Source organism: Gelidibacter algens, assembly GCF_001678675.1.
GTDB classification, from domain to species: domain Bacteria; phylum Bacteroidota; class Bacteroidia; order Flavobacteriales; family Flavobacteriaceae; genus Gelidibacter; species Gelidibacter algens.
The window spans coordinates 43437-68518 of record NZ_LZRN01000019.1 but is presented as its reverse complement, the minus strand read 5'-3'; the positions used below and the strand labels follow the sequence as shown (position 1 = coordinate 68518).

The window sequence follows — 25082 nt, the reverse complement described above, 5'->3', positions numbered from 1 at the left end:
AATTGTCTTTTTTTTGTTTCTTCCAAGGCCTCCTAATGGATTAAAATCATCAGAATAAAATCCAGTTATAAAAGTAAATTCTCCTGCATTATCATAAACAGGGTAATCCGGACGGAAACCAGCATCATTTAAATTTAAAATACCTGAAGTTTTATTTACCGAATAGTTATAGTTTACGGAACCTCCAATTTTTATATTTTCTGTTACTTGTGCATCAATGCTTGAAGCAAAATTATAACGTGTAAATTTATTGTTAATCAATACACCTTCTTGCTCATTTATTGAACTAGAAAGTGCATAAGTCACTTTATCGCTACCTCCATTAACACTTAGTCTGTATTGATTCCATATAGCATTATTATTTGTAATTAAATCTTCCCAATCTGTATTGGCATCTCTAAAATAATTATCTGGATCATTTACGATGTTATATTGACTACTTAATACAATAGGAATTAAAAAATCAGGTAATGTTGTGGTATCCAAATCATACTGTGCTAGTGTTGTCATAAAACCTTTCCATTCAGATGCGGATGCCCAATCTCTCGAATTAGAAGTCGTTTGTAAGGTTGTATTTACCGAAAAGGACATTCTTGGCGCCTGCCCTATTTTACCTCTTTTAGTGGTAATAAGAACAACTCCATTTGCTGCTCTAGAACCATAAATTGCAGCTGCAGAGGCATCTTTAAGTACATCAACACGCTCAATATTATTTGGGTCAATACTTAGCATTGGATTTTGTCGTGTCCCTGAAAAAGTTATTGGATATTCACCTCCAACATTAGTCACCCGCGGGTTTACAACAATAGGAACACCATCTACTACATATAATGGTTGATTGTCCCCAAGAATTTGACTTAAACCTCGAATAATAACAGTACCTCCAGAGCCAGGTTCACCAGTGCCCGGAGAAACAAACACTCCAGAAATTTGTCCAGCCAAAGTGTTTTCAATAGATTGTGATTTTATTTTTTGTATATCTTCAGCTTTTACTGAACCTACAGAGCCTGTTAAATCTTTTTTTATTGTTGTACCATATCCTACTACTAGAACCTCATCAAGGGCGCTTGCAACTTCTTTTAAGGCCACATTAATTAAGGATTGATTACCGACTGTGATTTCTAGTGTCGCGAAGCCTAAAGCAGAGAATATCAGAATGTTTTCTGGGTTGGGTACTGTAATGGTATAAGAACCGTCAAAATCTGTGGCCACACCTTTGGTTGTTCCTTTTATTAATACAGTTACACCTGCAACGGGCAGGCCAGCTTCGTCGGTTACTTTACCGGATACTTGGATTTGTTGTTGGGTTTTGGCTTCCTTGATGAGGATGGTGTTGTTTTCGGTAAGAATCACATTAAACTTGCCAGACTCTATACTTTGGTTTATGAGCTTATCCGCACTAATAGTCCCTTTTTTTAACTGTACTTTAGGCATATCCTTAAACAGATTTTCGGGATATAAGAAACTGAATTTAGTTTGGTTCATGATCAATTCGAACACTTCATCAACGGTAGCTTCTTTATCTACCTTAATGGTCACTTTTTCCTGTGCCATACTCAATTCGGCATTGAAACTAAAAACCGTCGTACAGAGTAAGAAAATGAATGTTCTCATGATCATTAATAGGAGCCGTTTTGAAATCCCAATTCTCATTGGGACTGGACGGGCATTAATTAATTTAATTTTCATAAATTTGTTTGTTATTAGTTAGTTAAACATTTAATTAATTGATAATGATCTCAAGGGGACATGGTTTTAGAACTTTTCCGGGTTTAAACTTTGTTCCCTTATTTTTTGTCTATATTTATAGACACCGATTTTTAATGTAATATTTGCTTCATATTTTTGGTGTTAATTAAAATTGAGTTTTATGAATTACTACTCTATTTCTCTATATTCATTTTTTGCTTGATCAATCAAAAAAATCAAGAGGATTTATAGGGAATTTTGGCTTCACCAAATCGCTGCTAAATCTTATGCTAGACGCTCTTTTTGTCTTCGACAAATGCAGTTCCGCATTATTTACAGCTATTTCTTAAAATCTTCGGTTTTCTTTCATTTAGTATCTATTTAAGCAAAACTTTTTTATTATTAATTTCGTAATCTTTGATGACACCAAAACCTTTAATGGTATTTAGGATATCTATGATATTTTGATTTTTGCGCAATATGCCGACAAACCTTACTTCTCCTAATTCTTTATGTTCAAAGGTGACATCCATATCGTACCAACGTGATAATGTTTGCATAATCTCTTTGAGAGATTTGCGCTGTATTATGAATTCGCCATTAATCCATGCTATTTCACCTTTGACATCAATATTTGCTATTGATAAATTATTGTTTGTAATATTTAAGTTTGATTGTTGATTGGGTGCCAATAATTGGTTTTGTGTTGAGGTGCTTACAGAAACTTTGCCTTCTACCAAAGTGGTGTATATGTTAGCTTCATCTTTATAGGCTTTGATGTTGAACTTTGTACCCAATACCTCAACTTCTTGATTGTTATTCATCACTTTGAAATTTGAGCCTTTGTGTTCTGTACTATGGGTCACTTCAAAATAAGCTTCACCATATACAAGTTCTACCTGACGGCTTTCACCGTCAGTAAAACTTACCGGGTATTTTAGCTGGGTTTCTGAATTCAACCATACCTTGGTACCATCTGAAAGGGTCATTTGAAATTGCCCTCCCCTAGGGATTGTTAGATAATTATAGACTAATTCTCGTGAAGGGTTATTGTTATAAATTATTTCTTCGCCATTACTATTGGCGTTTTGGGTTTGGTAGGAAGCGCCTTTTTCCAAAATTACTTGTGTACCGTCCTCTAATGTCAATGTTGCTTTGTCAATACCTGGTTCGATTTGGTTATTGACTATGATAGGCGTGTTGTTTTCTATTTGGTTATTGAATAATGTGTCTTTTAATATGTAGGTTGAGGCTAATGCAATGACTAGGATTGCAGCAGCTGCGTATTTGAAAATAGGTTGGTTTTTAAATTTGTAAACCACCGACTTTTCTTTTCTTATTGTGCGCAGGAGTCGCTCCAACGCTTTTTTGGAATCTGGTTCATTCATTATGTAGGTTATTGCATAGTGTGTTTGTACATAATCTTTAAATACATTTCTGTTTTCAGGATTCTCAATCCATTTAGAAAGTGTATCCAAATCATCAGCTTTTGCCGATTTGGTTATGTACTTTACTATGAGTTTTTCGATTTTTGGAGTTATCATTTCTGGTGATTCATTTTATATATTACAAGCTGGATTTTAATTACCCTTGCTTTTTTATTAACTTTTTTTAATTTTTATTAATTTTTTTATCACATTTACATAACATTTGGTAAGATTTAATGTTTTTTGGTAGTGGAATCTTTATATAAAAATAACGCAGAATTTATAAATCATCTTCAAAAAGGAGATGAAAAAGCGTATGTGCATTTGGTAAAGACTTACCATCGGCCTCTTTTTGCCTATGCGTTAAGTTTGAATAGTGATCATGCATTGGCCGAAGATATTGTTCAAACGGTGTTCTTGAAAACTTGGGAATATAGAAAACGATTGATTCCGGATTACTCCATTAAAAGCTTTTTATATAAGATTACTTATAATGAATTTATAAATCAGTATCATAAAACGAGAGCGCTATCGACATTAGAGAGCGCCTATATGGAAGCAATTGATGAAGTGGTCGATGATGGAAACCTCGAATTACTGGAGCGAAAAATTGCGCTTGTTACCAAAGGGATTGAGAATTTGCCTCCCAAATGCAAGGAAACTTTTTTGTTGAGCAACAAAGAGGGGCTAACCAATATTGAAATTGCGGAGTATATGAATATCTCCATTAAAACAGTGGAAGGCCATATAACTAAAGCCTTTTCTATATTACGAGAAAAAATTGGAGATAAAACAAAACTGATATTATTCTTTGTCTTTAGATATAATAAAATCCATCGGACTTAATATTGACAATTGCAGATTAGGAATTTCATCAGTGATTAGGTTCATTTGGTCAGAGAAAGTTTTATATGCTCAGTAAATTTATCAAAATAATCTGATTGAAAATTAATTGTTCAAAAAACATTGGAATCTTTCAATACCGCTTCTTTTAAAATGGCTAAAGATATCCGATTATGCCTACCTGCCTTTCAATTTCTTGCTATTCTTTTTAAGTTGTGTAAATGATTTTGGACTACTAAGCTTTTCGAAAATATTGTTATTCAATTCTCAATCATTTTGGTTACTCTTCACCCCAAAGGCTAAAACCTATAATCATTAAACTTGTACCAAACTCTATGACAATAATCATTGACAATGCAAAATGGAAGAGTTTTGGTCACTTAAATAATCAATCAGACTTGGGTGTTCTATTTTTCTGAAATGACAATCCTTTTATTACTCCACTATTAATTATAACTCGATTTTAGCAAAGGTAATTCTGTTTGAGAGAGCGAAAGTAGGAATTTTAACTATTTATAATAAATATATATAATAATTATGCTTAAACAAATTTCATTATTTGAAATTTTTAATTTCCAAATTACTTTCTTAAAAAAATGTAACGAGATAAATAATTGAATACTATAGAAATTACCAAAACAGATTGGTTATATTTGCAGCACGAAAGTTACTTTGACATACGTAATCATAAAAGTTCACAAATCGTCAACATAGATTGTGAAAATTAGCATAACCCTTGCTGTGACTGTGAACCAAACTATAGGTTCGAGCCCCAGTCGGGTCACAAAGTGGAAACACAATTATTACTAACCTTGCTAATTTAAAATTAGCGAGGTTTTTTGTTTTTAGTATCCTACAAGTGCTATGATATTCCAATTTAAAGCATCATTAACATTCTTCATTCCTAATGTTGTGGGTAGCGATAACTTGAGGTAAACAGTAAAAAGGCATATGAACACATAAAAAAAGCCGCTCTTGTTAAAGAGCGGCTTTTCAATATATAAGAAATTTCTTATTGCTTTATGAAACGCTTAGTAACAGCCTGCTGTTCCCCTTCAATAGTGATGAAGTATAATCCTGGAGCCAGTCGAGAAATATCAAACTGCTTTTCAGTCCTCATATCAGAAAGATTGATGACTTGGATAGTTTTTCCGCTTAAATCTGTGATAGTTGCTCGCTGTAATCCAGTATTATTTCGGATTGAAAGTGTAACAGACCCATCGGCAGGGTTAGGAAACAACATAACACTGTTACCAAAAGACACGTCTTCAATAGCCAAGGTAGAGCCTACTAATTCGATACCTACCAACACCGGATCGTGATCTGAAGCTCTAAAGGCATTTGCCTCGTAAATAGGAAGCGCACTAGATTCTCTTTGGAATGCAGCCTCGCCTGGATCTTGGATATCTCCATTATAATCGAAAAGGCTTATTTCATCTGCATTTACGTGCCAAACAGTTGTTCCAGTTATTTGATCTGTCAAGCTACTTGTAGCTAACGCATAATCTAAATATCCTAACTGTCCATCAAATACATAGCTATAGCCATCTACTCCTTGGTAGTCTTCAATGAGATTAGTGTAATCATCGGCAGAACCGTCGGTATCATCGCTTCCTAATAAGATATTATCGATTGGGTCTTCGTTTTTGTACGAATTCAAATCACCAATAATCAAATAATCTGGATCATTGCTTGAAGTAGGGTCTGTAGCCAACCAATCCACTAATGCAGCAGCAGCTTCTGCTCTTGTAATGTTACAGTTGGCTGCACCATCATTTAAATCTGGATCGCCAGCACCAGCACATGAAGAACCTTTTGACTTCAAATGATTCACAGCTACAGTAAGAACACCATCTGTAGAAATTTGTCTAAACGTTTGTGCCAAGGCAGGACGGTTTCTATTATCATTAAAACGTGGGTCTACAGAAGCATCTAGAATGGCAAATGTACCTTCTAAACTCACGGTTGCCGTATTGTAAATAAAAGCGACGGCGATCTGGTCTGTCCCAATAACTCCGGTATCCAACGCAGCATAAGTTGTTCCACACACTGCATTAATACCGTTGGTACCGTTCAACAAATCGTTAATGGCTTCGGTGCCATTGTTTTCTATTTCAATAAGGCCTACAATATCCGCATTCAATCCACAAATAGCAGCAGCGATTTTCTCGCGCTGGCGATTTAATTCTGCGGTAGAATTCGCTCCTCTTTCATTTAAGGTCGTAAAGTAGTTTAGTACATTGAAGCTAGCAACTTTCAGGCTCCCCCCTACTTCTTCCGGTGCAGCAGTTCTTGGGTTTATGCTTGTAAAGTCGTACGAAAACTCATCTATCACAGGTCTGATTCTCCAAGCGTCTGTACCATTTTGCCCTGCAAAAGACCAATGCATAATTCCTGTGAGGTTGCTAATTTTGTCACCACCACGAATAAAGTTAGTGTTGCTCAGTCCTGGACGTGGCCAAAAATATGGCTCGTCCGTTGGACCATTAATGTTGCTATTCTGGATATTGTTATCATCATCCAAGATAATGCGTGATGACTCTAATTGTAAAACATAAGCCGCATAGCCATCAACATCTGGCTCATTGGCATCTGTAAATTGTCTGGCCCTGCTGTTTGCATTCAACACTAATTCGCCATAACGCGCTAGATTAAAGTACTCACTCACGACAAGGTCTGTTGCGTATGTGATGAGCATATTTTCCACACTTTCATAAGTAGCTTCCATATCCGTGCCTGCAGGCGCAGGTAGTGTTAATAGTGTTGGTGATGGTAGTGTATTCGCATTACTCATAATGTTCACACTTCCGCTTCCAGTTACATCTATTTGTGTTGTTCCCGAGAACTCGACCACTTTTCCTGAAACCTCCACACGATCACCCACAGCTACATTTACCGTACAAGACTGACAAAATACAAAGATGCCTTCAGAGGTCATCATGTCTGAATCTACATCTGCATCTTCTTCCTGAATAAAGAATCCACGCAACTGATTATCTGCTTGGAAATCTCCAGTTACAATAGCGTCTACAAATACAGTAGTGTTTTCTAATGGACTTTTACCAGTACTTCCTTGTACTTCACTAATAAGGACTGTGACCGGAATGACCACTCCACAATCATTAACCACTCCAGCAGTTGACGGAGACGTACACCAAGTGCTACTTAGGTCTTCAGATGATTCATCATCTCCATTAATACCGTTTCCAGATCCAGAAACTTCGGAGCCTTCAGTTGAATCCTGTCTTTGGTACGAATCTCCAGTACCGTGTGCGGACGTTGATACCACCACTTGATTTGCAATTGGTGTATCGTTTGCATAGGTGCTCGATAAAGCATCCGCATCTGGGCCATCTATACGCACTCCTGTTTTGTCTACCGCTTCCGCAGTATCTCCCCAAATTACATAGTCAAGGTCTGTTACCAAATCGCTTTTACCATCCCAATAAAAAAGAATGGCTACTTCGCCACTATTGGTCAAACCACCCTGGTCGTTAATAGATCCTGGCAGTCCTTCAAGCATGTCTGGAATACCATCTGACACACTACCATCTTCATACAGCTCGTATGTTGGATCTGTTCCATAAGTAGTTCTGTAATCCTCTGAACCATTAATGGCCAGCGTTTGGTATTCTCCTGCAGCTATAGTTGCGCCATTAGGGAAACGTGCTAAAAAGTCTCCAAAACCACCACCACCGGCGTTAGCTCCTGTAACAATGTTGTAGTAGTAGGTGCTACTTCCTGCAAATGTTGCATCGGTTATATAAACGTCTGTTAACTTTACTGTTGTTCCGTTTGGGTTATATATTTCTATAAACTCGCCAGCGGTTGGAGTTACTGTCACTTCACTTAAGAGTAATGGCAGTACATCACTAACTTCCCCTTTAATGGTAATGTCATCCACTCCCATCGGTTCAGACCCACTAGGTGAACCGCTCCAGCTTAAACGAATGGTAACCGAAGCTGCCGTTATCCCATTTAATAGATTAGAACTATAAATGTCAAAAGCCCCAGTTACAGGATCGCATTTGTCTAAAAAACCAGCGGAGGTTGGATTGCCATCTATAAACAATTCTAAGGGATCATTTAAGTCTGGTACAAAACCTCCGTCCAATGCACGGTAAGTTTTTGAAGCGCTTTCATTGGTTGCAGCTCTAAACAATTCTTGAAATGCACCACCGTCTACAGAGGCTTCAATCAAAAAACCATCCTTAGAACTCGCTTCAAAATCACCAATAGCTGCCAAATTTACTTCTATAGAGCTTAGTGTCGCCGCGCCCCAACCACTAAAAGTCCATGTGGCGTTATTTGGTGCTCCTGGCACGCCATCTGCATCATTTAACGCAAAAAAAGCTGTAGAGTTTTGTCCAGCAAGACCCGAGGTATCGCCAGAAAAGTTACCTCCCATTCTTGCGCCGCTTACATCTACTGCGGTATCATCTGCTACATCAAACGGCATTCCTATGCCGCCTGACTGACCATCTACACGGCCAAACACATCGCCCCCTATTCCTCCCGCCATTCCATATTCGGCTACATTGGTTGTGGAGTTAAGGTTTAGAGCGTTGCCATCGAAATCTTCAAACCCTAGGGTTGTTTGTGCATAATTTGATGTTACACAGAGAAATAGGGCAATCAAATAGTACAAGGGTAATTTTTTTTTCATTTTCAATCTTTTAAGTATTGTTTATTTACCGTATCAAACTAATCATTTAGTAAGTACTTTTTCTAAAAACAAAACTATAGGTATTGTTTTAAAAAACCTTGTAGGACATAGAAGGTTAACGTAGGGTTAATATTGGAGGCGTTTTGTTAGCTAGAATTGAGAAGATCCTGAAAGGTTGATCATAGTTGCAGGTTTGATTGAGCTCTGGATATTTTAATGATTAAGTTAAGTGAGATCTGAGCTCTGAAGTGATGACGTGATGCTGCAGGCAGATGGACTGAGCTCCAAAAAATATAATGCGTTAAGTTACTTGTTTTTACCACGGTGTTTTAATTGCAAAAGTATTTAGTCGTTTATATACTTTGTTTTTCCGCATTGGGCAAAGCTCCCGTCATTTTCAAATTCTATTCGGATGTCCTTGGGAAATTCTGAAATCAGATTAGCAAACTGTTTCTTTTTTTCTTTGGTAACATTCTCGTTCAAAACCTTAAAGAAATAGTTTTCAATTTCGCCGTTGGATTTAAAATAGATTTTATGAACTATACTAATTGTTTTGTCTTCAACTTCCCAATTAAATCCATTTTCAGATAAATAGGCACCAATTCTTTGGTGTAACTCAGTCCAAGATTTAATCACTGAATCATAATCAGATGAAGAAATTTGAGGGTTTAATAAATTTGGATGAGTTGCATCTAAATTCAGTGCATTATATTCAGATAATTCTTTTGGATTATCATAGTTGAATACAGAAATTATTTCGATCTTTTCATTATCAACTGTTTCTATTTTTTCTCCATCAGCAAGTTTAGCTTTATTTTCGTTTTTTTCTTTGCATCCACTATTTCCAAAAATAATTGAAACAATAAAAATTGTGCTCAAAATAGTTTTGAATTTCATAATATTAAATTTTAATGTTGAAGTCAAATATAACTAAATATTTAGTTTAAACTATCTCTTTAGTTGGTTTAGTGATTTCAGGGTGTAGCAAACAATTTATGTTTAGAGTCGATGCGCCTGCCTGTCGGCACAAAGGTTTCTCACACAAGGACATTAAAAATCACAAAACTCTGCTGTAAAATTTCCATGGATTTCCCATATAGTCGCAGACTCAGCAACGGCCTATACACACGCATGCAAATATAACTAGGCACATAGGAGAAATTAACAGTGGCTCGTAGCAAGGGGGAAGAGCAAAAAACAGTTACTGATAGCGGTGTATATAATTTTTTTGAAACAAGCCTTTGATATTGCCAAAATCAGGAGTGGCATATGATGACACCACCTATAGAGGCCCTTTAGTGAAAAGTCAATACACTTTTACTTATTTTTTACTAAGAACTTTTTAGCAACCTTATTTTTTACTAATTAAAGTATCAGTTTTAATATGATTCAAAGTGCCCATCTTAATTTTTTATTATTTTAGGTTTCACAATAATTCGGAATATTCATTCTCTCTATTATCCTGAATACATGCCGATTTAAAATTTATCGTCATCCTAACATATATCATCGCGAATTTTATTTTTTACATTAATGATCTTATGTCATTTATCATTTTAGCCAAAGGAACAAGAAGCCATTTCTGAATAACACTCAAAGAATTATGGTGTCACCCATGCGCAATTAGTAATTTTCCAATTGACGTATGTCAAAACAGAGGATAGCTTTAAAATATAAAAACTTTAAGAAGGCAAATAAACAACTCCACTTGATGAATCTCTAGCGGCACCAGTAACTGCCGCTAAGACATTAATTTGATGGGTGATTCTTAGTACACCCATTAAAGCAAAAATTAGAGCTTCTTTATAGTCGATAATTTTTTTGGATGGAATAACAAGCAGTACAGTGTCACCCAATTTGGCTTGTAAGGTTTCAATGAGAAAATGATTAAGCGCTCCACCTCCTGTTACTAAAACCGTATGTTCTGTTTTTTTTGAATTTCTCAAAATCTCTTTAGCAACTTTTTCGGCTACATGCATTACCGAAGTATGGAGAATATTTTCGATTGAATCATTTGTTGCTTCAATTATAGGAACAACCTTTTCAACGAACCACTCATATCCTATGGATTTAGGAAAAGGTAAATCATAATAATCCAAACTGTTTAAGGCATCTAACATAGTTGGATTGATCTTACCCTTGCGTGAAATCTTGCCACCATCATCGTAATTAAAACCAGCTTTTCGAGTGCTATAATTTAAACCCATATTTGCAAGCCCAATATCGTAAGCGATTCTTTTTCCCTCAACTTCAAATGACATATTACTGATGCCTCCTAAATTGAGGCAAAAATCATACGATTCAAAAAATAACGCATCGCCAATAGGCACTAAAGGCGCGCCTTGTCCTCCCAAAGCCACGTCGTTAGACCTAAAATCGCAGATTACCGATAGACCTGATTCATTCGCTAAATGCTGACCGGAACCAATTTGAAATGTGACTCCCTTTTGAGGTTGGTGGTGTGTGGTATGCCCATGACTTGAAATATAGTCCACCTCTAATTGCTCTTCATCTATAAAAATTTTTGCTTGCTTACCCAGCCAAGTACCATAGCTATTGTGATACTGCAATAATTCATCGGCCGTAAGAAAAATGGCATCTTTGAGTTTTAACTCCATTTCTTTGGCGTAGGGAATATGTTTAGATGCTTTTATGTCAAATTTATAAGACCTATTCTCTTCCCAAATATGGCAGTAGGCTAAATCTAGTCCGTCTAATGAAGTACCCGACATCAGCCCTATAATTTTATATATTTTCATTTTACTTGTGTTTTAAAAATTACTGAAACAGGTGTCAAATCTTGATTGGTCACTTCAATGATTTCATTTAAAATTAACCCAGCTTTTTGGAAATCATCAAGCCAACCTTCAAAAGTACGCGCGTACCATGCATGACCATCTGAAAAATTCCCCGATAAACCTTTCCATGAATCTGGAATCCATTGCGAGGTATATGGCAAGCTATTTTGGATCAAGAAAAAAGGATGCATTGTTTGAATGATAATTTCGCCAGTGATAGTCAAGCTCTCTCTTAATTTTTTCAAAAGTGGAATCAGCTCTTCATTTTGGTAAATGCAGAAATTAAAAACGATGGCTTCAAAAGGAGCTTCGGCAAGTTTTTTACCTTCTGAAAGATCCTTATAACTCAAATGATAATAGGTCTCTTTTCCTTTCTCTTTCGCGTTTTCCAATAGTATAGCGGTGGCATCAATGCCTATGCCGGTTTTTCCCATATTAGTGATGGCTCTGGTCAGCCAACCTTCGCCACACCCAATATCCAATATTTTATTTGCTTTAGAATTCTTTAAAAGATTAACAACTGCTTCATTGGTAAATATCCGAGACGCAATCTCTTGATTATCCATAACTTTTATCCAACGCTCAGCATTAATTTCCCAGGATGTTTTTATAGTAGTTTCTTTCATGATAGATGTTATAATTGCTATCGGATGTGGCACATGACCTCAATTTCGATTGAAAATTGAGGAGCCGAATCCTCTTGAAAAACTTAATGATTTTGATAAACACTTTTCAGAATACGCGTGATACAAAGTGTTTCTTTTATTATGATTTTAAAGAAAAAGGCCTATCATTCGTCACTTGAATGTAGGCCTTTTTAATATAACTCAACTGAATTTAAATAGATGGATCTGCTGGAACATTAGGATTGCTATTACGTTCTAAGTCAGGATAAGGATAAAAGTTTCTATTTCTCTCTTCAGAAAAGTTTGACGCTGAACCACTTGGTTGTGGTCTGCTAAAACGGCGACTGTCTTCTAAACTCAAGCCAGATAAGAACAGTTCTGCTCTGCGATTTTTATATATTTCCTTTAAAATATCGTTTATCGTATTTGGACCTGAATACGCAGCCACATTAGCGTTTATCCCAAACACATCATCTGTATCTGTTAGAACATCATTCAGAGCCATTATAGCGGCGGGGATATCTGGATTTGCTTTTCTCAAATTTGCTTCAGCGATAATAAGCTTCATCTCATCAGGAATATATAGTGGAATTGATTCTGTATTCATATCAAAAAAACCGAGTAAATCTTCAACGGGCAATCCATTCTGATTGACGTTGGGCGAGCTTGAAAGATAAAATGCAACGCGACCATCTGCAGGATCAAATGTAAATTCTGAGTTTGGTAAACCGAAATTATCTCTCGGTTTAAAATTCGAAATCCCATTCAAAAATACACGGTTGTAAACTGGATTTAAATTTTGGCTATCGTAAGCAAAAACTGACGTTGAAGTAGTGCTCACATTATTGGCATTTGCAATTGCAGCTTCATAATTATTAGCAAAAAGATTGTATCGCGCTAAATATGCATTTATAGAATTAAGCACATCAATGTTTCCTAAAGTGATTTCATTGGTAAATTCCATTGAAACTGGTGTTGCGTTTAGTGCCGCTTTACCCTCATTCAATAGCGCAATCGCTGCTAAAAAACCTTCATTTCTTGTAACAAATAAAGCATCATTATTATTACTGGTCTGAATGATTACCTGCTCATAGTTTTGTGCCAAGCTACCTATTGCCATCGCTTTGAAAAGCTTAGCATAAGCGAGCAAACCGCTTTTTGTTCCTGGTGCCAACTCAACATTATCAATATTGGCCTGAATGTCTTCTGAAATCTTCATAACCCTCAACATATTAGACCACAACCCTTGTACATTCGAATTGAAATTAGGCAAACTAGAGCCACCTTCTTCCAATTCAATCATATTTTGAAATGTTGTGGTAATACCAGCTTCACGCGTTGTAATTGCCGGGGTTTCAATAATCCATCTAAGCCCTGAAGTGGCATATAACTGTTGCATTCCTACAGCAGCTGATAAAATGCCTTCTCTTGAAGAAAAGGTCTGTTCAGCAGTTGCCGCATTAGGATTATCAAAATCTGTCTCACATGAACTTACCAAAAGGGTTAAAATCATGCTTAAAGCAAATATGCTATTTTTTTTATATCTATTCTTCATTTTCTTTTTTTTAGAAACTAACATTAATACCTAATTGATATGTTTTTGGGATGGGAACCCCAGCAAAATCAAAACCTCTAACACCATTACTTTGACCAGCCGTATTAATTTCCGGGTCCCAACCCGAATAACTGTCCCATGAAACTAAGTTTCTGCCTACAAGACTGATCTCAATATTGTTGATATTCTTAAATGGAGATCTTAAATTGTAACTTATTGCCAATTCTCTTAACTTAACAAAAGATGCGTCTTCAACAAACTCTTCAAAAATATTGGCTTGTGCTTGCCCCAGATTTTTTAGTCTATTACCCGCCAATTCTTGACCGTAGTTATAGCCTCCTCCAAAAAGTCTATTATCCATCAAACGTCTGTTCCAGTTGAAAATATCATAACCCTGAACGGCATCAAATTGTATTCTCAATTCGAAATCTTTAAATGCAAATTCATTAATTAAGGAACCAAACCATTCTGGGTTAGGATCTCCTATCACCTTACTGAGTGCTGATCCTACAGGTTGGCCATTGCCATCTCTACCTATTTCACCAGTGGAGGTATTTCCTTTTTCTGTTTGAGGATATCCATTAGCATCCAATAACAGGGTTCCATCGGGGTTTCGTGCATAGTACTGACGATAGAAAACGCCTAGTGCCTCACCTTCTATGACATAGTTTGTAGAGAAACTACCGCCCAGTGCAAATTGTCCACCCCCAGCAACTTTGGTAACCACGTTTTCATTTCTAGAATACGTCGCAGTTACATCCCAAGAAAAACTAGGAGTTTTTATAGGAGTTCCTCTCAACAATATTTCTATCCCCTCATTTTCTAAGTTTCCGATATTTTCAATTCTTGAACTGAAACCAGTGGATGGTGACAATTCTCTAGGTAACAATAATTCGGATACACGTTGTTTATAGTATGTAAATTCCAATCCTAATCTATTACTTAAAAAACCGGCATCAAAACCAAATTCTATTTCCTCCTGGCGCTCTGGTGCGATATTTAAATCGCCTTGTTGTGTGCTAGGAATTAAACTCGTGGATCCGTTGATAGCACCCGGGCTTAACACTGTAAATCTTTGAAATGCCGATAACGCAGTTAGGTTACCTGCCTGTCCCCAAGACCCTCTTATTTTAAATACATTAAAGGTATCTCCAAAAGTATTTATCCAATAATCCTCTTCTGACATGATGTAGGATAAGCTGGCTTTTGCATACAATTGATTGCGCTCATCTTTACCAAAGGTAGATGCACCATCCATACGTACAGCGCCATTTACATACAGTTTGTCTTTATAGCTAAAAGATTGTTGTACAAATGAGCCCCAGTAAGATATTTGAGATCTGCTCTCTCCTTGTGCCAAAATACTTCCACTCTCTGCAGTTTCAACTATTGGAGGAAGGCCATCAGCAGTAATCCCAATGCGATCAAATTCTTCATATTGCCATGATCCACCCAAAGTAGTAGTAGAATTTATGACCTTAGACAATGCTGTTTTATAACTTAAATTCAGGTCACTGTTATATTGGAAATTATTAATATCAGAACGTCTTGCATAACCATTAGGATTGGGTGAAGTGTTTTTGATTGGTATAAAAGCAGTTGCAGATTGGTTGTAATAATCTATTCCAAGGGTGTAGCTCGCTGATAGTTTTTCAGTAATGTTTGCGTCCAAGGCTATACTTGTAATGAACCGATTGGTTTTTTGTCCAAATTTGAAACGATTTACCGCCTCTAATGGATTGGTTCTTGGCACTAACAAAGATGTCACAGGATAGACGCCCGACTCATCAGGATTTGGATTCACCGAGTTCTGACTAAACAAAAAACCCGTTATTGCACCGTATGGATTGCTAATACCACCATTTGGAATATCATCACTATTACTTCTGATGTAATTGAAACCACCCTTTATAGTTAACCAATCAAAAGCTTTTTGAGAAATATTGGCCTTAAAGCCAATTCTTTTGAAATCTGAGTTGACGATAATTCCTTCATTATCCAATTGCGATGCAGATAAGTAATATGTTGTTTTATCAGTGCCACCACTTACTGAAAAGTAATTTTCAGTTCCGTAGCCTGTGCCAAAAAAACTTTCTTGTAAATCATAACGCTCCACCGGAACTGTCTCTAGATTATTGCGATCACCTGCATTTACCCAAGCTAACTCAGTAGTATTATAATCAATCTTTTTTCGTAATTCATTTACTTTCACGTTCGTTGAAAAAGAGAATCTTGGATCCCCACTTTTTCCTTTTTTCGTAAAAATCTGTACAACACCATTACTCGCTCGAGAGCCATAAATGGCCGCTGCTGCTGCACCTTTTATAATTTCTATGCGTTCAACATCGTTTGGATTAATATCAGCTAATCGGTTCTGGGTATTACCACCTAAATCAACAAGTTCAGCACTCGAATTACTAATAATAATGCCGTCAACAATGTAAAGTGGATCGGAATTACCTAATACTGTGCTCGGTCCTCTCAGACGAATACTGATACCACCAGCTGGATCTCCAGAATTTTGTTGGACTAAAGCACCTGTAATTTTGCCCGAAATGGCCTGATCTACAGAAGTTGCTCCATTGTTGACTAAATCTTCAGCGCTTACCGTTGAAATGGCATTTCCCAAAGTGCGCTTATTTACACCAACGGTATTTCCTGTAATCACAACCTCATCTAAACTTAACAAATCTTCATTAAGACTGACATTGGTTTCAATCACATCACCTGAGGTCGTAACCTTGACTTTTTTCGTTGAAAAACCTAAATAACTTACTACTATGGTATAATCACCAGCTTTTAATGAAGCTGCGAAACTATAGTTTCCATCAAAATCAGTAACACTACCAACATTGGTGTTTTCAATAAATACAGACGCACCTGCTATGGGCTGTTCGGTTGCATTATCTGTTACATTTCCTTTAAACACATACGGGTTAGTTTGCCCATAGACAATAGTACTTATTGCAAACAGAGCAAATGTAAGAAGCTTGATGTGCAATTTTCCTTTCATTAAAATTTCTTTCTTCATAAATAATCATTGGTTAATTTAAACTGGAGTTAAAATGATAGTTCAATATTGACAATTTAAAATTTGTATTATGCTTTTTTAAAACACTTAAAGATAAAAAAACCGCTCTATATGGCATTAATTTTAGAAAATACTTGGCGCTCAAACTCATTGCCCAATCACTGTTTAATTTCAAAAATAAGCAAAAATAAATTTGCTAAAAGTTTTATCCAATCGTATAAATTAAAATCAAATATAGAGTTAAAAGACCTTCAAATTTAAAAAGGCTATAAATTAAAGTCTTTGAACTCCACCACTCATCGCCTGTCTCAAATCTTCGAAATAAATGGCTTCCCTTATCTTTTCGAAAAATCTCTATATCTTTAAACGCAATCAAGTTGAAGACGTAATAGCGTTGAAACTGCCAAGCACTATTATATAATCCATGTTCGTCAGAAGATTGGGGTCATATTTGAAGCAACCACGAGAACAAGGTTTTTACATTCAAGTATAAAAACTATTTATAAATTAGCCACTATGTGCCAAATAAAGCTATCCATTTATACTATGAACTTTTTAAAAATCATCTTCATTTTTTTAAGTTTTCTTTGGTTTGGTAGTGTTCATGGTCAAGACATCAACTTGCACTGGAACCCTCGAATAGATCTTAATACCGAACTGCCGTCTTCAATAAAAATATATGACACTTATGGAAATTTACCGGACGGGAAACCTCTCAGGGCTATGTATGCCGAAATAGACCTTCGGGATAAGAATTTAAAATTTCGTTCTATAGGAAGTGATATCTTCAGGGAGACCACTGCGGAAACCTACCAGAAAAACAATGCCATATTTGCAATAAATGGCGGCTATTTTGCCAGTAATTCCTCAGTGAGTTTAATCATTGAAGACGGAGAGGTAGTATCAAAAGGAACCCATAATACGCCACGCGGTGCTTTTGGGCTCAAAAACGGAAAACCAGAAGTGACCTGGACAACGCCAGCCCCAGATGGAGATTTCGCTTTTAAATTCAACGTAAGCAACGACGATGGTTCTTCTGAAAAATGGCTGGCTTCCCAAGCGGTCGGAGGCGGACCTGTATTACTAAAAAATGGTGAAATACAGGTCAACACCACTGCGGAGGGTTTTGCTAAAGACCATACTGCCCGCCATCCCAGGACGGCCATTGGATATAGAGATGACCATACGATCGTGATTTTGGTAGTGGACGGTCGGCAGGAGGCCAGTGTAGGAACCACCCTTATTGAACTGGCCGAAATTATGCAAAGTTTAGGGACGATAGCAGCTGTCAATTTAGATGGAGGCGGATCTTCTACTATGATTGCTGCCAATGAAGTGGTAAACGTGCCGTCTCATGTTTCTGGCGGTGATCGTAACGACCTGCGGAAAAATGCGGGTGCTATCATCATTTCAGAAAAAGTGTCATCAAAACCTGAGAAACCCATTTATTTTGACACCGATGATGTCGCATATGCCGAAACCGGGATATGGAAAGACAGCAATTTATTTAATTATTACGGAAAATCGGCATCAAGAGTGGCGGTGTCGAACCCCATCAATAAGGCAAGTTATCGCTTTAGAGGCATCAGCCCTAGAAAATATCAGTTGGGAGCTTGGTTTGCTTTGGATACTGCTGAAAATTCAATGGAAGTGCAGTACATTTTACATCAATCCGGCACAACCGATACGCTAAAAGTTGATCAATCTGATCTTGACAATTTAGGCAAATGGAGAATTTTAGGTGACTATCAATTAACACCTGAAGATTCACTTGAAATTAGAAGCACTAAAGGAAATCAATTTATTAGCGATGCCGTTCGATTGGTTCCCATTCACGACATTCCGGAAGTGCCTAAACGCGGAGACTTGCGGATTGGGGTGATTTCTGATCTTAATTCGGGACTTGGTGCCGTCGATTACGAATGGCAGGTGGATAGCATTATTAATAGAATGCCCCGCATTTGGAAACCCGATTTGGTTATTTCCGGTGGTGACCTTGTGGCTGGGATGGGAATTTCAGACACTGACCATTTGCAAAAAATGTGGGATGGATTTACAAAGCATATTGCCGCCCCACTTATAAAAAACGGTATTCCTTTCGCTTTTACATTAGGCAACCACGATGGCCCGCGCTCCTATAAAGTAGAGCATGATTTTGCCAATGCCTATTGGAATAAAAGTGAAAACAAGCCGAAACTAAATTTCGTTGATGACAGCCGTTTCCCCAATTACTATTCGTTTGTCATAAACGGTGTTTTTATCGTTTCTTGGGAAGCCTCGTCTGCTAAAATTACTGAAGAAAATTTAGAGTGGATGGAAAAACAATTTCAACTACCTGCTGCAAAAAAGGCCAAATTTCGTTTTGTGATGGGACATATGCCGCTTTACAGTGTGGCCCAAGAACGCGATTCTAAAGGAGATGTTCTCGAAAATCCTGAAAAATTACGGGCGCTTCTTGAACGTTACAAGGTACATACTTACATTAGTGGTCACCAACACGCTTTTTATCCTGGAAAGCGTGGCAAACTACAACTACTCAATACCGGAGCTGCAGGCTCTGGAGCTCGTTCTTGGCTAACACAGGAGCTACCACCAACCAACACTATTACTATTATGGACATTTTTTACGAAAGCCGTGAAATAGTCTATACAACATACGCCATCAAAGAGAAAAAAGCTTCAGATATGGAAGTTTTCGATATCCGCCAGCTACCTTCGGTAATTTTTGGAGTAAATGGATATATTTTACGCAATGATCATGAAAAATTTAAGGAAGGAAAAGGCTACTTCCATTCTATTCACGAAGGAGAAAACACCTCAGAAAACGGCGAATTTTCAGCAGTACTTGTAGAAAAAGAATTAAAGATTTCAGGACGTTTTGCCCTTCCAAAAACCCATAAGGATCGACACGTTGAAGTTGCGTTATTTCAAGGCAGAAATGGTGAAACCGGAACCCTTCTAAAAAAATTATATACTGGCAAAATCAAAAATGGAAAAAGACATTTTTCAGGAACACTAACAATAACCGAAAAATTAGAAGATCTTCTCGCCGTAGGAGGCGTGTATATCAGCGTTTCAGCAAAAAATGACAGTTTGCGAGGGCAACTATATCCGTCCCAAAACCAACCGCCAAAAAAACCGAATATCACTACTCACCATCCAAAAAATACCTATGGCGTTCGGGATCTAAAGGTCCTAGGTACCGTGAAATGGACTCCTGCAATTGACCCAGATGGCGATTTTGTGACCTATACCTATCAAATAGCTTCAAATCCCGAATTTTCGAAAATTATCTTTCAGCAAAATATAGGGCGTAATTCAATACTAAAGTTTGAGGAAAAAGACTGGTTTGAATTGCTGACAGATTCAAAGATTGGTGAAGAAGAAATCTTCTACCATCGCGTTTTGGCCAGTGATGGCAGTCTTGGCATAAGTTCAGGAATTTCAAAATTAAAACTGCTCAAATCTGATGAAGAGCTAACCGATCTTGCCGAGGTGGCACCTCCCAATTACAAATTTATAGAACAAATTGAAAATTCCGCTGCTGGTTATGGGGCGCTATGGGACGATGAGCATAATGTTTGGTTGGCCGACTATAACCGCGGATTGCTTATTAGAGATCCTAGCGGAGATTCTGCAAAATTCTCTCCACTTACCGAGGTTGAAATCGACGGAAAGCAGTATCCGCTGCACCCCGTAAACGGTATAGGAAAAGATCTGGACGGCAATATTCTGGTTGGCATCAATCGACACCTCATCAAAATAGACGCTAAAACTGGACAGGGCATTGCCGTATGGGAAGTACCTAAGGGCAACAGAGCCATCACCAGCCCAAGAGCGGCTAAAAACGGGACTATTTTTGCCATGTCTTTATTTGGAGAAGATTCGAATTTTATTTTGAAACAAAATGGCCATCGATTTGATCTTATAAAAACTATAGAATTGAAAGATCGTAATCTTTCCCGGACTTTTGATATGAGTTTCGATGGACGCACCCTGTACTTCCCAGAACCCGGTAGCGCACTAACCCAAGTATACCATAGCGAGGATGGGGATATCTATAAAAAAGCAGCCCCTATTAGAAGTTTAAACGCGGGCTCCAGTGCGCTACAAGTTCGTGATCATGCCCTCTATTTTGCAGTGCGATCTAACGGGATCTCACCTTCCTCCTTCCATTACCGAAATAGCGAAAAGCAAGAGATGTGGACTTTGGATTTACCAGAAGTTCAAGGGGCTGAACCTCGTGGGATAGGTATTTCACCAGATGGAAAATTGTTGATTTTTTGTAGCTATGACAAAGAAGGTGGGTTCTATTTATATAGGCAACAAGAATAAGGAATACCCTGCACTATCAATTCACTAAAGTCAACCGTGTGGCTTTGTGTTAACTCAAAACTTGCTGGAACCTTTCAATACACCTACGGAATACTTCTTTTTGACCAAAAGACAACATCTGGAAACCTTGGACACTGAATACTTCGAAGCCTTATATACGACTAAAATTGATCCTTGGAATTTTCGAGATAGTACCTATGAGCAGTCGAAATATAAAAGATCCATAAAAGCATTAAAGGGTGACTGCTATAGAAATTGCTTAGAACTCGGATGTTCCATAGGTATACAAACAGCAATGTTGTCTCAAATTTCTGACCAGGTATTGGCCATTGATATTAGTATGACCGCTATAAATGAAGCCAAAGCATCTTGTTCAAATCTTGACAATATAGAATTTAAGGTCGCTGATATTACCAAAGATTTCCCCGCTGGTATGTTTGATCTCATTACATGTTGTGAAATTGGATACTATTTAAACCCCATGGACTTATCAGTCTTATTTAAAAATATTGACGAGCATCTGTCTCCGGATGGAAAACTATTGCTTGTACATTGGACGCCCTTCGTGCCAGAGTATCCATTAAGTGGCGATGAAGTTCACGATAATTTTGCAGAAAAAGCTAAAATGTTGGGTGGTTATGAAGAATTGTCTAACGAACGGCATGATTTATATAGGTAGCAAGTCTGGAGAAAAGCCAACAATTAATTGGTCAAAAAATCCTCTAGGTCCTGTACTGCCAGACACACATTTTGTTTAGGAAACCTTTCGCGCCACGATGCTAGTTCATCGAGGTCCTTTTCAATTTTAAGGTTCATTGCATTGAAAGTGGGATATTTTAAAAAATAATCCGTTAGTTGATCTTTATCCAAACCGCTTTTAAAGCTGGCCCTCTCCAAAAATTTCTGGGTCTTGGTCAAATATAACGCTTCCACCAGATTATAGATTTTTAGTCTTTCCAGAAGTGCTTTAAGGCCTTCAACCTCAAAAATAATTGAGGACTCATCATTCCATGTTTTTAATTCCGCTCCAAACCCCCAAGGCGCTCTAGGGTCTTGTCTACTTGACGTGGTCACAATTGTTTCTGGACAATGTCTAACTTTAAAACCTCCGTATATTATGGAATCGTAAAACGCAATATCTTCACAAAATCCTAAGGGCCGCATACCTCCTACGGCCTCGTAAACATCAGCCCTGACTGCCAAACTAGGCCCTGAATTATCGGCATGGTTTGGAGCAAAATCCCATTCTTCCGGTACAAAAGTAGCCTTTAACCGAGCCACCAAGTTTTGATTAAAGACCGAATATTGATTGAACAAAGATTCAAGACATGTAACAATAACCTTTTCTTCATTATGGGCAGGAATTGTAACAATGATTTTAGTTTCAGGATCAGCTGGCTTCATCCCAATGGCAATAGAGTTTGCAATGGCATCTATGACAGCCATTGAATTTTCGTCGAAATATTTGTGTTTTTCCAATGTTTAGAAAACGAGCGTCGTCATATTAGCCAATTGAAAATTCTTCTTAAATCCGTTAAAACACGTCTTTAAGATGAAAATCAAGTCCTAAAAATCACAAGCATAAATTAAGAGCGCTTTTTGTACGGGCCTTCACGGTACATTGCAAATTGTGCTTCATTGAGTACTGCCTTCAAAGCGGCAACATGACTATCCTCTTTTTGTTGATTATCCATGTCAATACCTGGATTGGTCTTTTCCCAATCGCCCATAATAGCCTGGTAGTCTCTCTCAAATCGTCGGCTTTGATCTTCTGTCATACCTAAATCCTTATACATCAATTGTGTCTTGTCATCTGATGGACTTTTGGTGTTTTCTTCATTCCTGCGGTTCTCAAATGAATTTGACTTTTCATTTCTTAAGGAATTGTGGTTAGGATTCCGTGGCGGACCTGAAGAATTTTCATCCCTTACAGATGTATTACGAGTAACCTTGAAAGCCAAATAAGTGGTTAATGAAGCGAGTATACCCATAAATGCTAAAAATTTGCTTGTCTTATTCATAATGTGTTATTAAAGTTAAAAATTCATTCTACATTTTATCTGTTATAAAAATAGGTGTTACTAGTTAAAAGGATGATCCTTAATAATTTCAATTTTTGCTCAAATGAAACAAACACTTCCAGTTGAAACATCTATGTAACCATTAATGATTTTAATGCCATTTAGAAGAAATAGCGTACTCTAAAACTTTAATCCCTTGGTCGGAATAAAGAAGATTTGTATCCAAGTAACCGGCTGAACTATGGTTTTATTGAATTTTTCTGTAAAAATTTAGTGACCTTCAAATCTTTGATACTTGATAAAACACTCAAAATCTCCTTATATCCATTGTTCGTTAAGGTTGAGTTAACACCTTAACAGTACCTTAAACTTATGGTAATCAAACCACCTTAATTTCCTAACAGGTTATTTGAAGTCTAAACCTACTTTTGAATCAATTAAAAACCAAAATAAGTTTACATGAAAACTACTAAAAAAATCTTATTAAGCGCCCTCATTGCTCTAGCAGTTGGCTTAACATTCAATGCCTGTGAAGATGGCACAGACGGGATCAATGGTATTGATGGTGTCGATGGAACTGATGGCCAAGACGGTCAAGACGGTCAAGATTTCGTTCCAGAACCTACAATATTTGCAGACAAATCAAGCACGCCTCCGTTAGTGGCGATGTCTCCACAATTTAATTTTGTAAAAGCATACTCATTAATAAGTACTCCAGATGTTATAGGCGGCAATTTCCAGTTGGCCGGATCTGCTGATGGTGCTGGATTTCTCAGTGACAATCAAGGTGGCTATATTTATGTGGTGAATAACGAAGACAGTTATTCAGTGTCCCGTATTTTTCTAGATAAAAATTTAATACCAACTACTGGAGATTACTTATTGAACTCAGGTGTTTCTGACTTTTCAAGACAATGTTCAGGTACCATGTTTGAAGCGGCGGTGCATGGAGGTTCTAAAGATATCTTTTTGTCTGCATCTGAAAGGTTTCATTATGATGTTAAAGGAATTGACCCAAGAGTCACCACACCAACGCCAAATGCCGATTTTGGGTTAGATGCTTTAGGAGAGTTCTCTTGGGAGAATGCTGTGCCACTTCCAAAAGATGCCTATTCAGGCAAAACACTTATCATTGGTGGTGATGATGATTCAAGCGGTTCACAAGGTCAGGTGACGATGTACTATTCAACACAAGGTGATGCCGACTTTAATAACGGTAAAATTTATGTGATGCGCTTTAAGCAAATTTCAGATGGTGCAGGCGGTTTACAAGATGTATCTGCCAGTACAACTTATAATGAAGGCAGCTTGGATTTTGGTCAGACTTACGCTGTTGAATTCGTAGAAATTGTCGATGGAGCCAGTATGACCCAAAGTGAAATGGATACCGCATGTACTGCTATCAATGCCTCTCAATTTATGCGTGTTGAAGATGTTGATTATCAAAAAGGAAGCGATGCCAATGGCCGTAATATCTTTTTCGCTGTTACTGGTAAAGGTCCAGGCACCGGGACTTATAATGATTGGGGAACAGTTTATAACCTCAAATTAGATCCAGAAAATCCATTACAAGGAACAGTGAAACAGATCGTAAGTGGAAACACAAACACAAACAATATGGACGGGAACTTACCCGATCTTCAAAGTCCTGATAACATTTGTGTGACTGAAAATTTCATCTATATCCAAGAAGACCCCAACTCCTTCAGCAAAGGACATACAGCCTATATCTATCAAACTGATATCAATGGAAAAAATCCTAATAAAGTTTTGGAGTTTATCGTGCGTCAGGATTTAGCTGAAGATAATAGTGTAGGTCCGATGGATGGTGATCAAGGCGAATATGGTGCATTGATAGATATTTCTGATAAAGTAGGAATTCCTGGAACCTTTATATTGGCTTTACAGCCTCATTATTGGGTAAGTGATTCCTTCGGCGAATTGGATGGTCATAATTTCATAAAAGGTACACCAGCTTCAAATGGAGATACAGGTGGTCGCGAAGACAAACAAGCGTCGCAAATAGTCTTACTAAAAGGATTGCCTAGATAATTAATAATTATAATTTCAATAGAGACATCTCCATTTTTT

14 protein-coding genes are annotated in these 25082 nt (G+C 37.3%); 4 read left to right on the top strand and 10 right to left on the bottom strand.

The genetic code is table 11. The annotated features are described in order from the left end of the window. Both A9996_RS10550 and A9996_RS10545 read right to left on the bottom strand, forming a co-directional pair. A partial coding sequence (locus tag A9996_RS10550; protein WP_157487208.1) for a SusC/RagA family TonB-linked outer membrane protein occupies window positions 1-1689 on the bottom strand: 1689 nt, incomplete at its 3' end. A 377-nt stretch (window positions 1690-2066) separates the two neighbouring features. Continuing rightward, entirely contained in the window at window positions 2067-3233 is a 1167-nt protein-coding gene (locus tag A9996_RS10545; RefSeq protein WP_083993916.1) for a FecR family protein, read from the bottom strand. A 132-nt stretch (window positions 3234-3365) separates the two neighbouring features. Between A9996_RS10545 and A9996_RS10540 the strand changes: the two genes are divergently transcribed. Continuing rightward, on the top strand, window positions 3366-3962 hold the full coding sequence (locus tag A9996_RS10540) for an RNA polymerase sigma factor (protein ID WP_245905275.1): 597 nt from the start codon (window positions 3366-3368) through the stop codon (window positions 3960-3962). Between the two features lie 1009 nt (window positions 3963-4971). On the opposite strand, the gene A9996_RS10535 is transcribed toward A9996_RS10540, so the two are convergent. From A9996_RS10535 to A9996_RS10510, 6 genes are all read right to left on the bottom strand, one after another. Then, entirely contained in the window at window positions 4972-8625 is a 3654-nt protein-coding gene (locus A9996_RS10535) for an ExeM/NucH family extracellular endonuclease (protein ID WP_066434368.1), read from the bottom strand. A 345-nt stretch (window positions 8626-8970) separates the two neighbouring features. Further along, a complete protein-coding gene (locus A9996_RS10530) occupies window positions 8971-9522 on the bottom strand; it encodes a hypothetical protein (RefSeq protein WP_066434362.1) in 552 nt (183 codons plus the stop codon). 785 nt (window positions 9523-10307) lie between these two features. Beyond that, entirely contained in the window at window positions 10308-11384 is a 1077-nt protein-coding gene (locus tag A9996_RS10525; RefSeq protein ID WP_066434360.1) for an anhydro-N-acetylmuramic acid kinase, read from the bottom strand. Next, a complete protein-coding gene (locus A9996_RS10520) occupies window positions 11381-12049 on the bottom strand; it encodes a class I SAM-dependent methyltransferase (RefSeq protein ID WP_083993915.1) in 669 nt (222 codons plus the stop codon). The genes A9996_RS10525 and A9996_RS10520 overlap by 4 nt, the downstream gene beginning before the upstream one ends. Before the next feature lie 211 nt (window positions 12050-12260). Beyond that, window positions 12261-13604 carry a RagB/SusD family nutrient uptake outer membrane protein gene (locus A9996_RS10515; RefSeq protein ID WP_066434387.1) on the bottom strand — a complete coding sequence of 448 codons (1344 nt, stop codon included), beginning with the start codon at window positions 13602-13604 and terminating at the stop codon, window positions 12261-12263. Between the two features lie 10 nt (window positions 13605-13614). Then, window positions 13615-16635, bottom strand: coding sequence for a SusC/RagA family TonB-linked outer membrane protein (locus A9996_RS10510; protein ID WP_066434358.1), 3021 nt, complete (start codon window positions 16633-16635; stop codon window positions 13615-13617). A gap of 546 nt (window positions 16636-17181) precedes the next feature. Between A9996_RS10510 and A9996_RS10505 the strand changes: the two genes are divergently transcribed. Next, window positions 17182-20970 (top strand): phosphodiester glycosidase family protein, encoded by a 3789-nt coding sequence (locus A9996_RS10505; protein ID WP_066434352.1) that lies wholly within the window; start codon window positions 17182-17184, stop codon window positions 20968-20970. Between the two features lie 46 nt (window positions 20971-21016). Continuing rightward, window positions 21017-21649 carry a class I SAM-dependent methyltransferase gene (locus tag A9996_RS10500; protein WP_083993912.1) on the top strand — a complete coding sequence of 211 codons (633 nt, stop codon included), beginning with the start codon at window positions 21017-21019 and terminating at the stop codon, window positions 21647-21649. Window positions 21650-21672: 23 nt separating this feature from the next. Here A9996_RS10500 and A9996_RS10495 read toward each other — a convergent pair whose 3' ends face one another. Both A9996_RS10495 and A9996_RS10490 read right to left on the bottom strand, forming a co-directional pair. After that, complete coding sequence (locus A9996_RS10495) at window positions 21673-22449, bottom strand: glycosyltransferase family 2 protein (RefSeq protein ID WP_066434349.1); 777 nt, start codon at window positions 22447-22449, stop codon at window positions 21673-21675. Window positions 22450-22556: 107 nt separating this feature from the next. Next, complete coding sequence (locus A9996_RS10490) at window positions 22557-22991, bottom strand: hypothetical protein (protein WP_066434346.1); 435 nt, start codon at window positions 22989-22991, stop codon at window positions 22557-22559. 459 nt (window positions 22992-23450) lie between these two features. On the opposite strand from A9996_RS10490, the gene A9996_RS10485 reads away from it, so the two are divergent. Then, window positions 23451-25043, top strand: a complete 1593-nt coding sequence (locus A9996_RS10485; RefSeq protein WP_066434344.1) for a PhoX family protein — start codon at window positions 23451-23453, stop codon at window positions 25041-25043. Window positions 25044-25082 lie beyond the last annotated feature (39 nt).

Bases quoted from the DNA above. Each gene is read 5' to 3' on its own strand.
- A9996_RS10545 (WP_083993916.1), bottom strand. From the start codon at position 3,233: ATGATAACTCCAAAAATCGAAAAACTCATAGTAAAGTACATAACCAAA.
- A9996_RS10535 (WP_066434368.1), bottom strand. From the start codon at position 8,625: ATGAAAAAAAAATTACCCTTGTACTATTTGATTGCCCTATTTCTCTGT.
- A9996_RS10530 (WP_066434362.1), bottom strand. From the start codon at position 9,522: ATGAAATTCAAAACTATTTTGAGCACAATTTTTATTGTTTCAATTATT.
- A9996_RS10525 (WP_066434360.1), bottom strand. From the start codon at position 11,384: ATGAAAATATATAAAATTATAGGGCTGATGTCGGGTACTTCATTAGAC.
- A9996_RS10520 (WP_083993915.1), bottom strand. From the start codon at position 12,049: ATGAAAGAAACTACTATAAAAACATCCTGGGAAATTAATGCTGAGCGT.
- A9996_RS10515 (WP_066434387.1), bottom strand. From the start codon at position 13,604: ATGAAGAATAGATATAAAAAAAATAGCATATTTGCTTTAAGCATGATT.
- A9996_RS10510 (WP_066434358.1), bottom strand. From the start codon at position 16,635: ATGAAGAAAGAAATTTTAATGAAAGGAAAATTGCACATCAAGCTTCTT.
- A9996_RS10505 (WP_066434352.1), top strand. From the start codon at position 17,182: ATGAACTTTTTAAAAATCATCTTCATTTTTTTAAGTTTTCTTTGGTTT.
- A9996_RS10490 (WP_066434346.1), bottom strand. From the start codon at position 22,991: ATGAATAAGACAAGCAAATTTTTAGCATTTATGGGTATACTCGCTTCA.
- A9996_RS10485 (WP_066434344.1), top strand. From the start codon at position 23,451: ATGAAAACTACTAAAAAAATCTTATTAAGCGCCCTCATTGCTCTAGCA.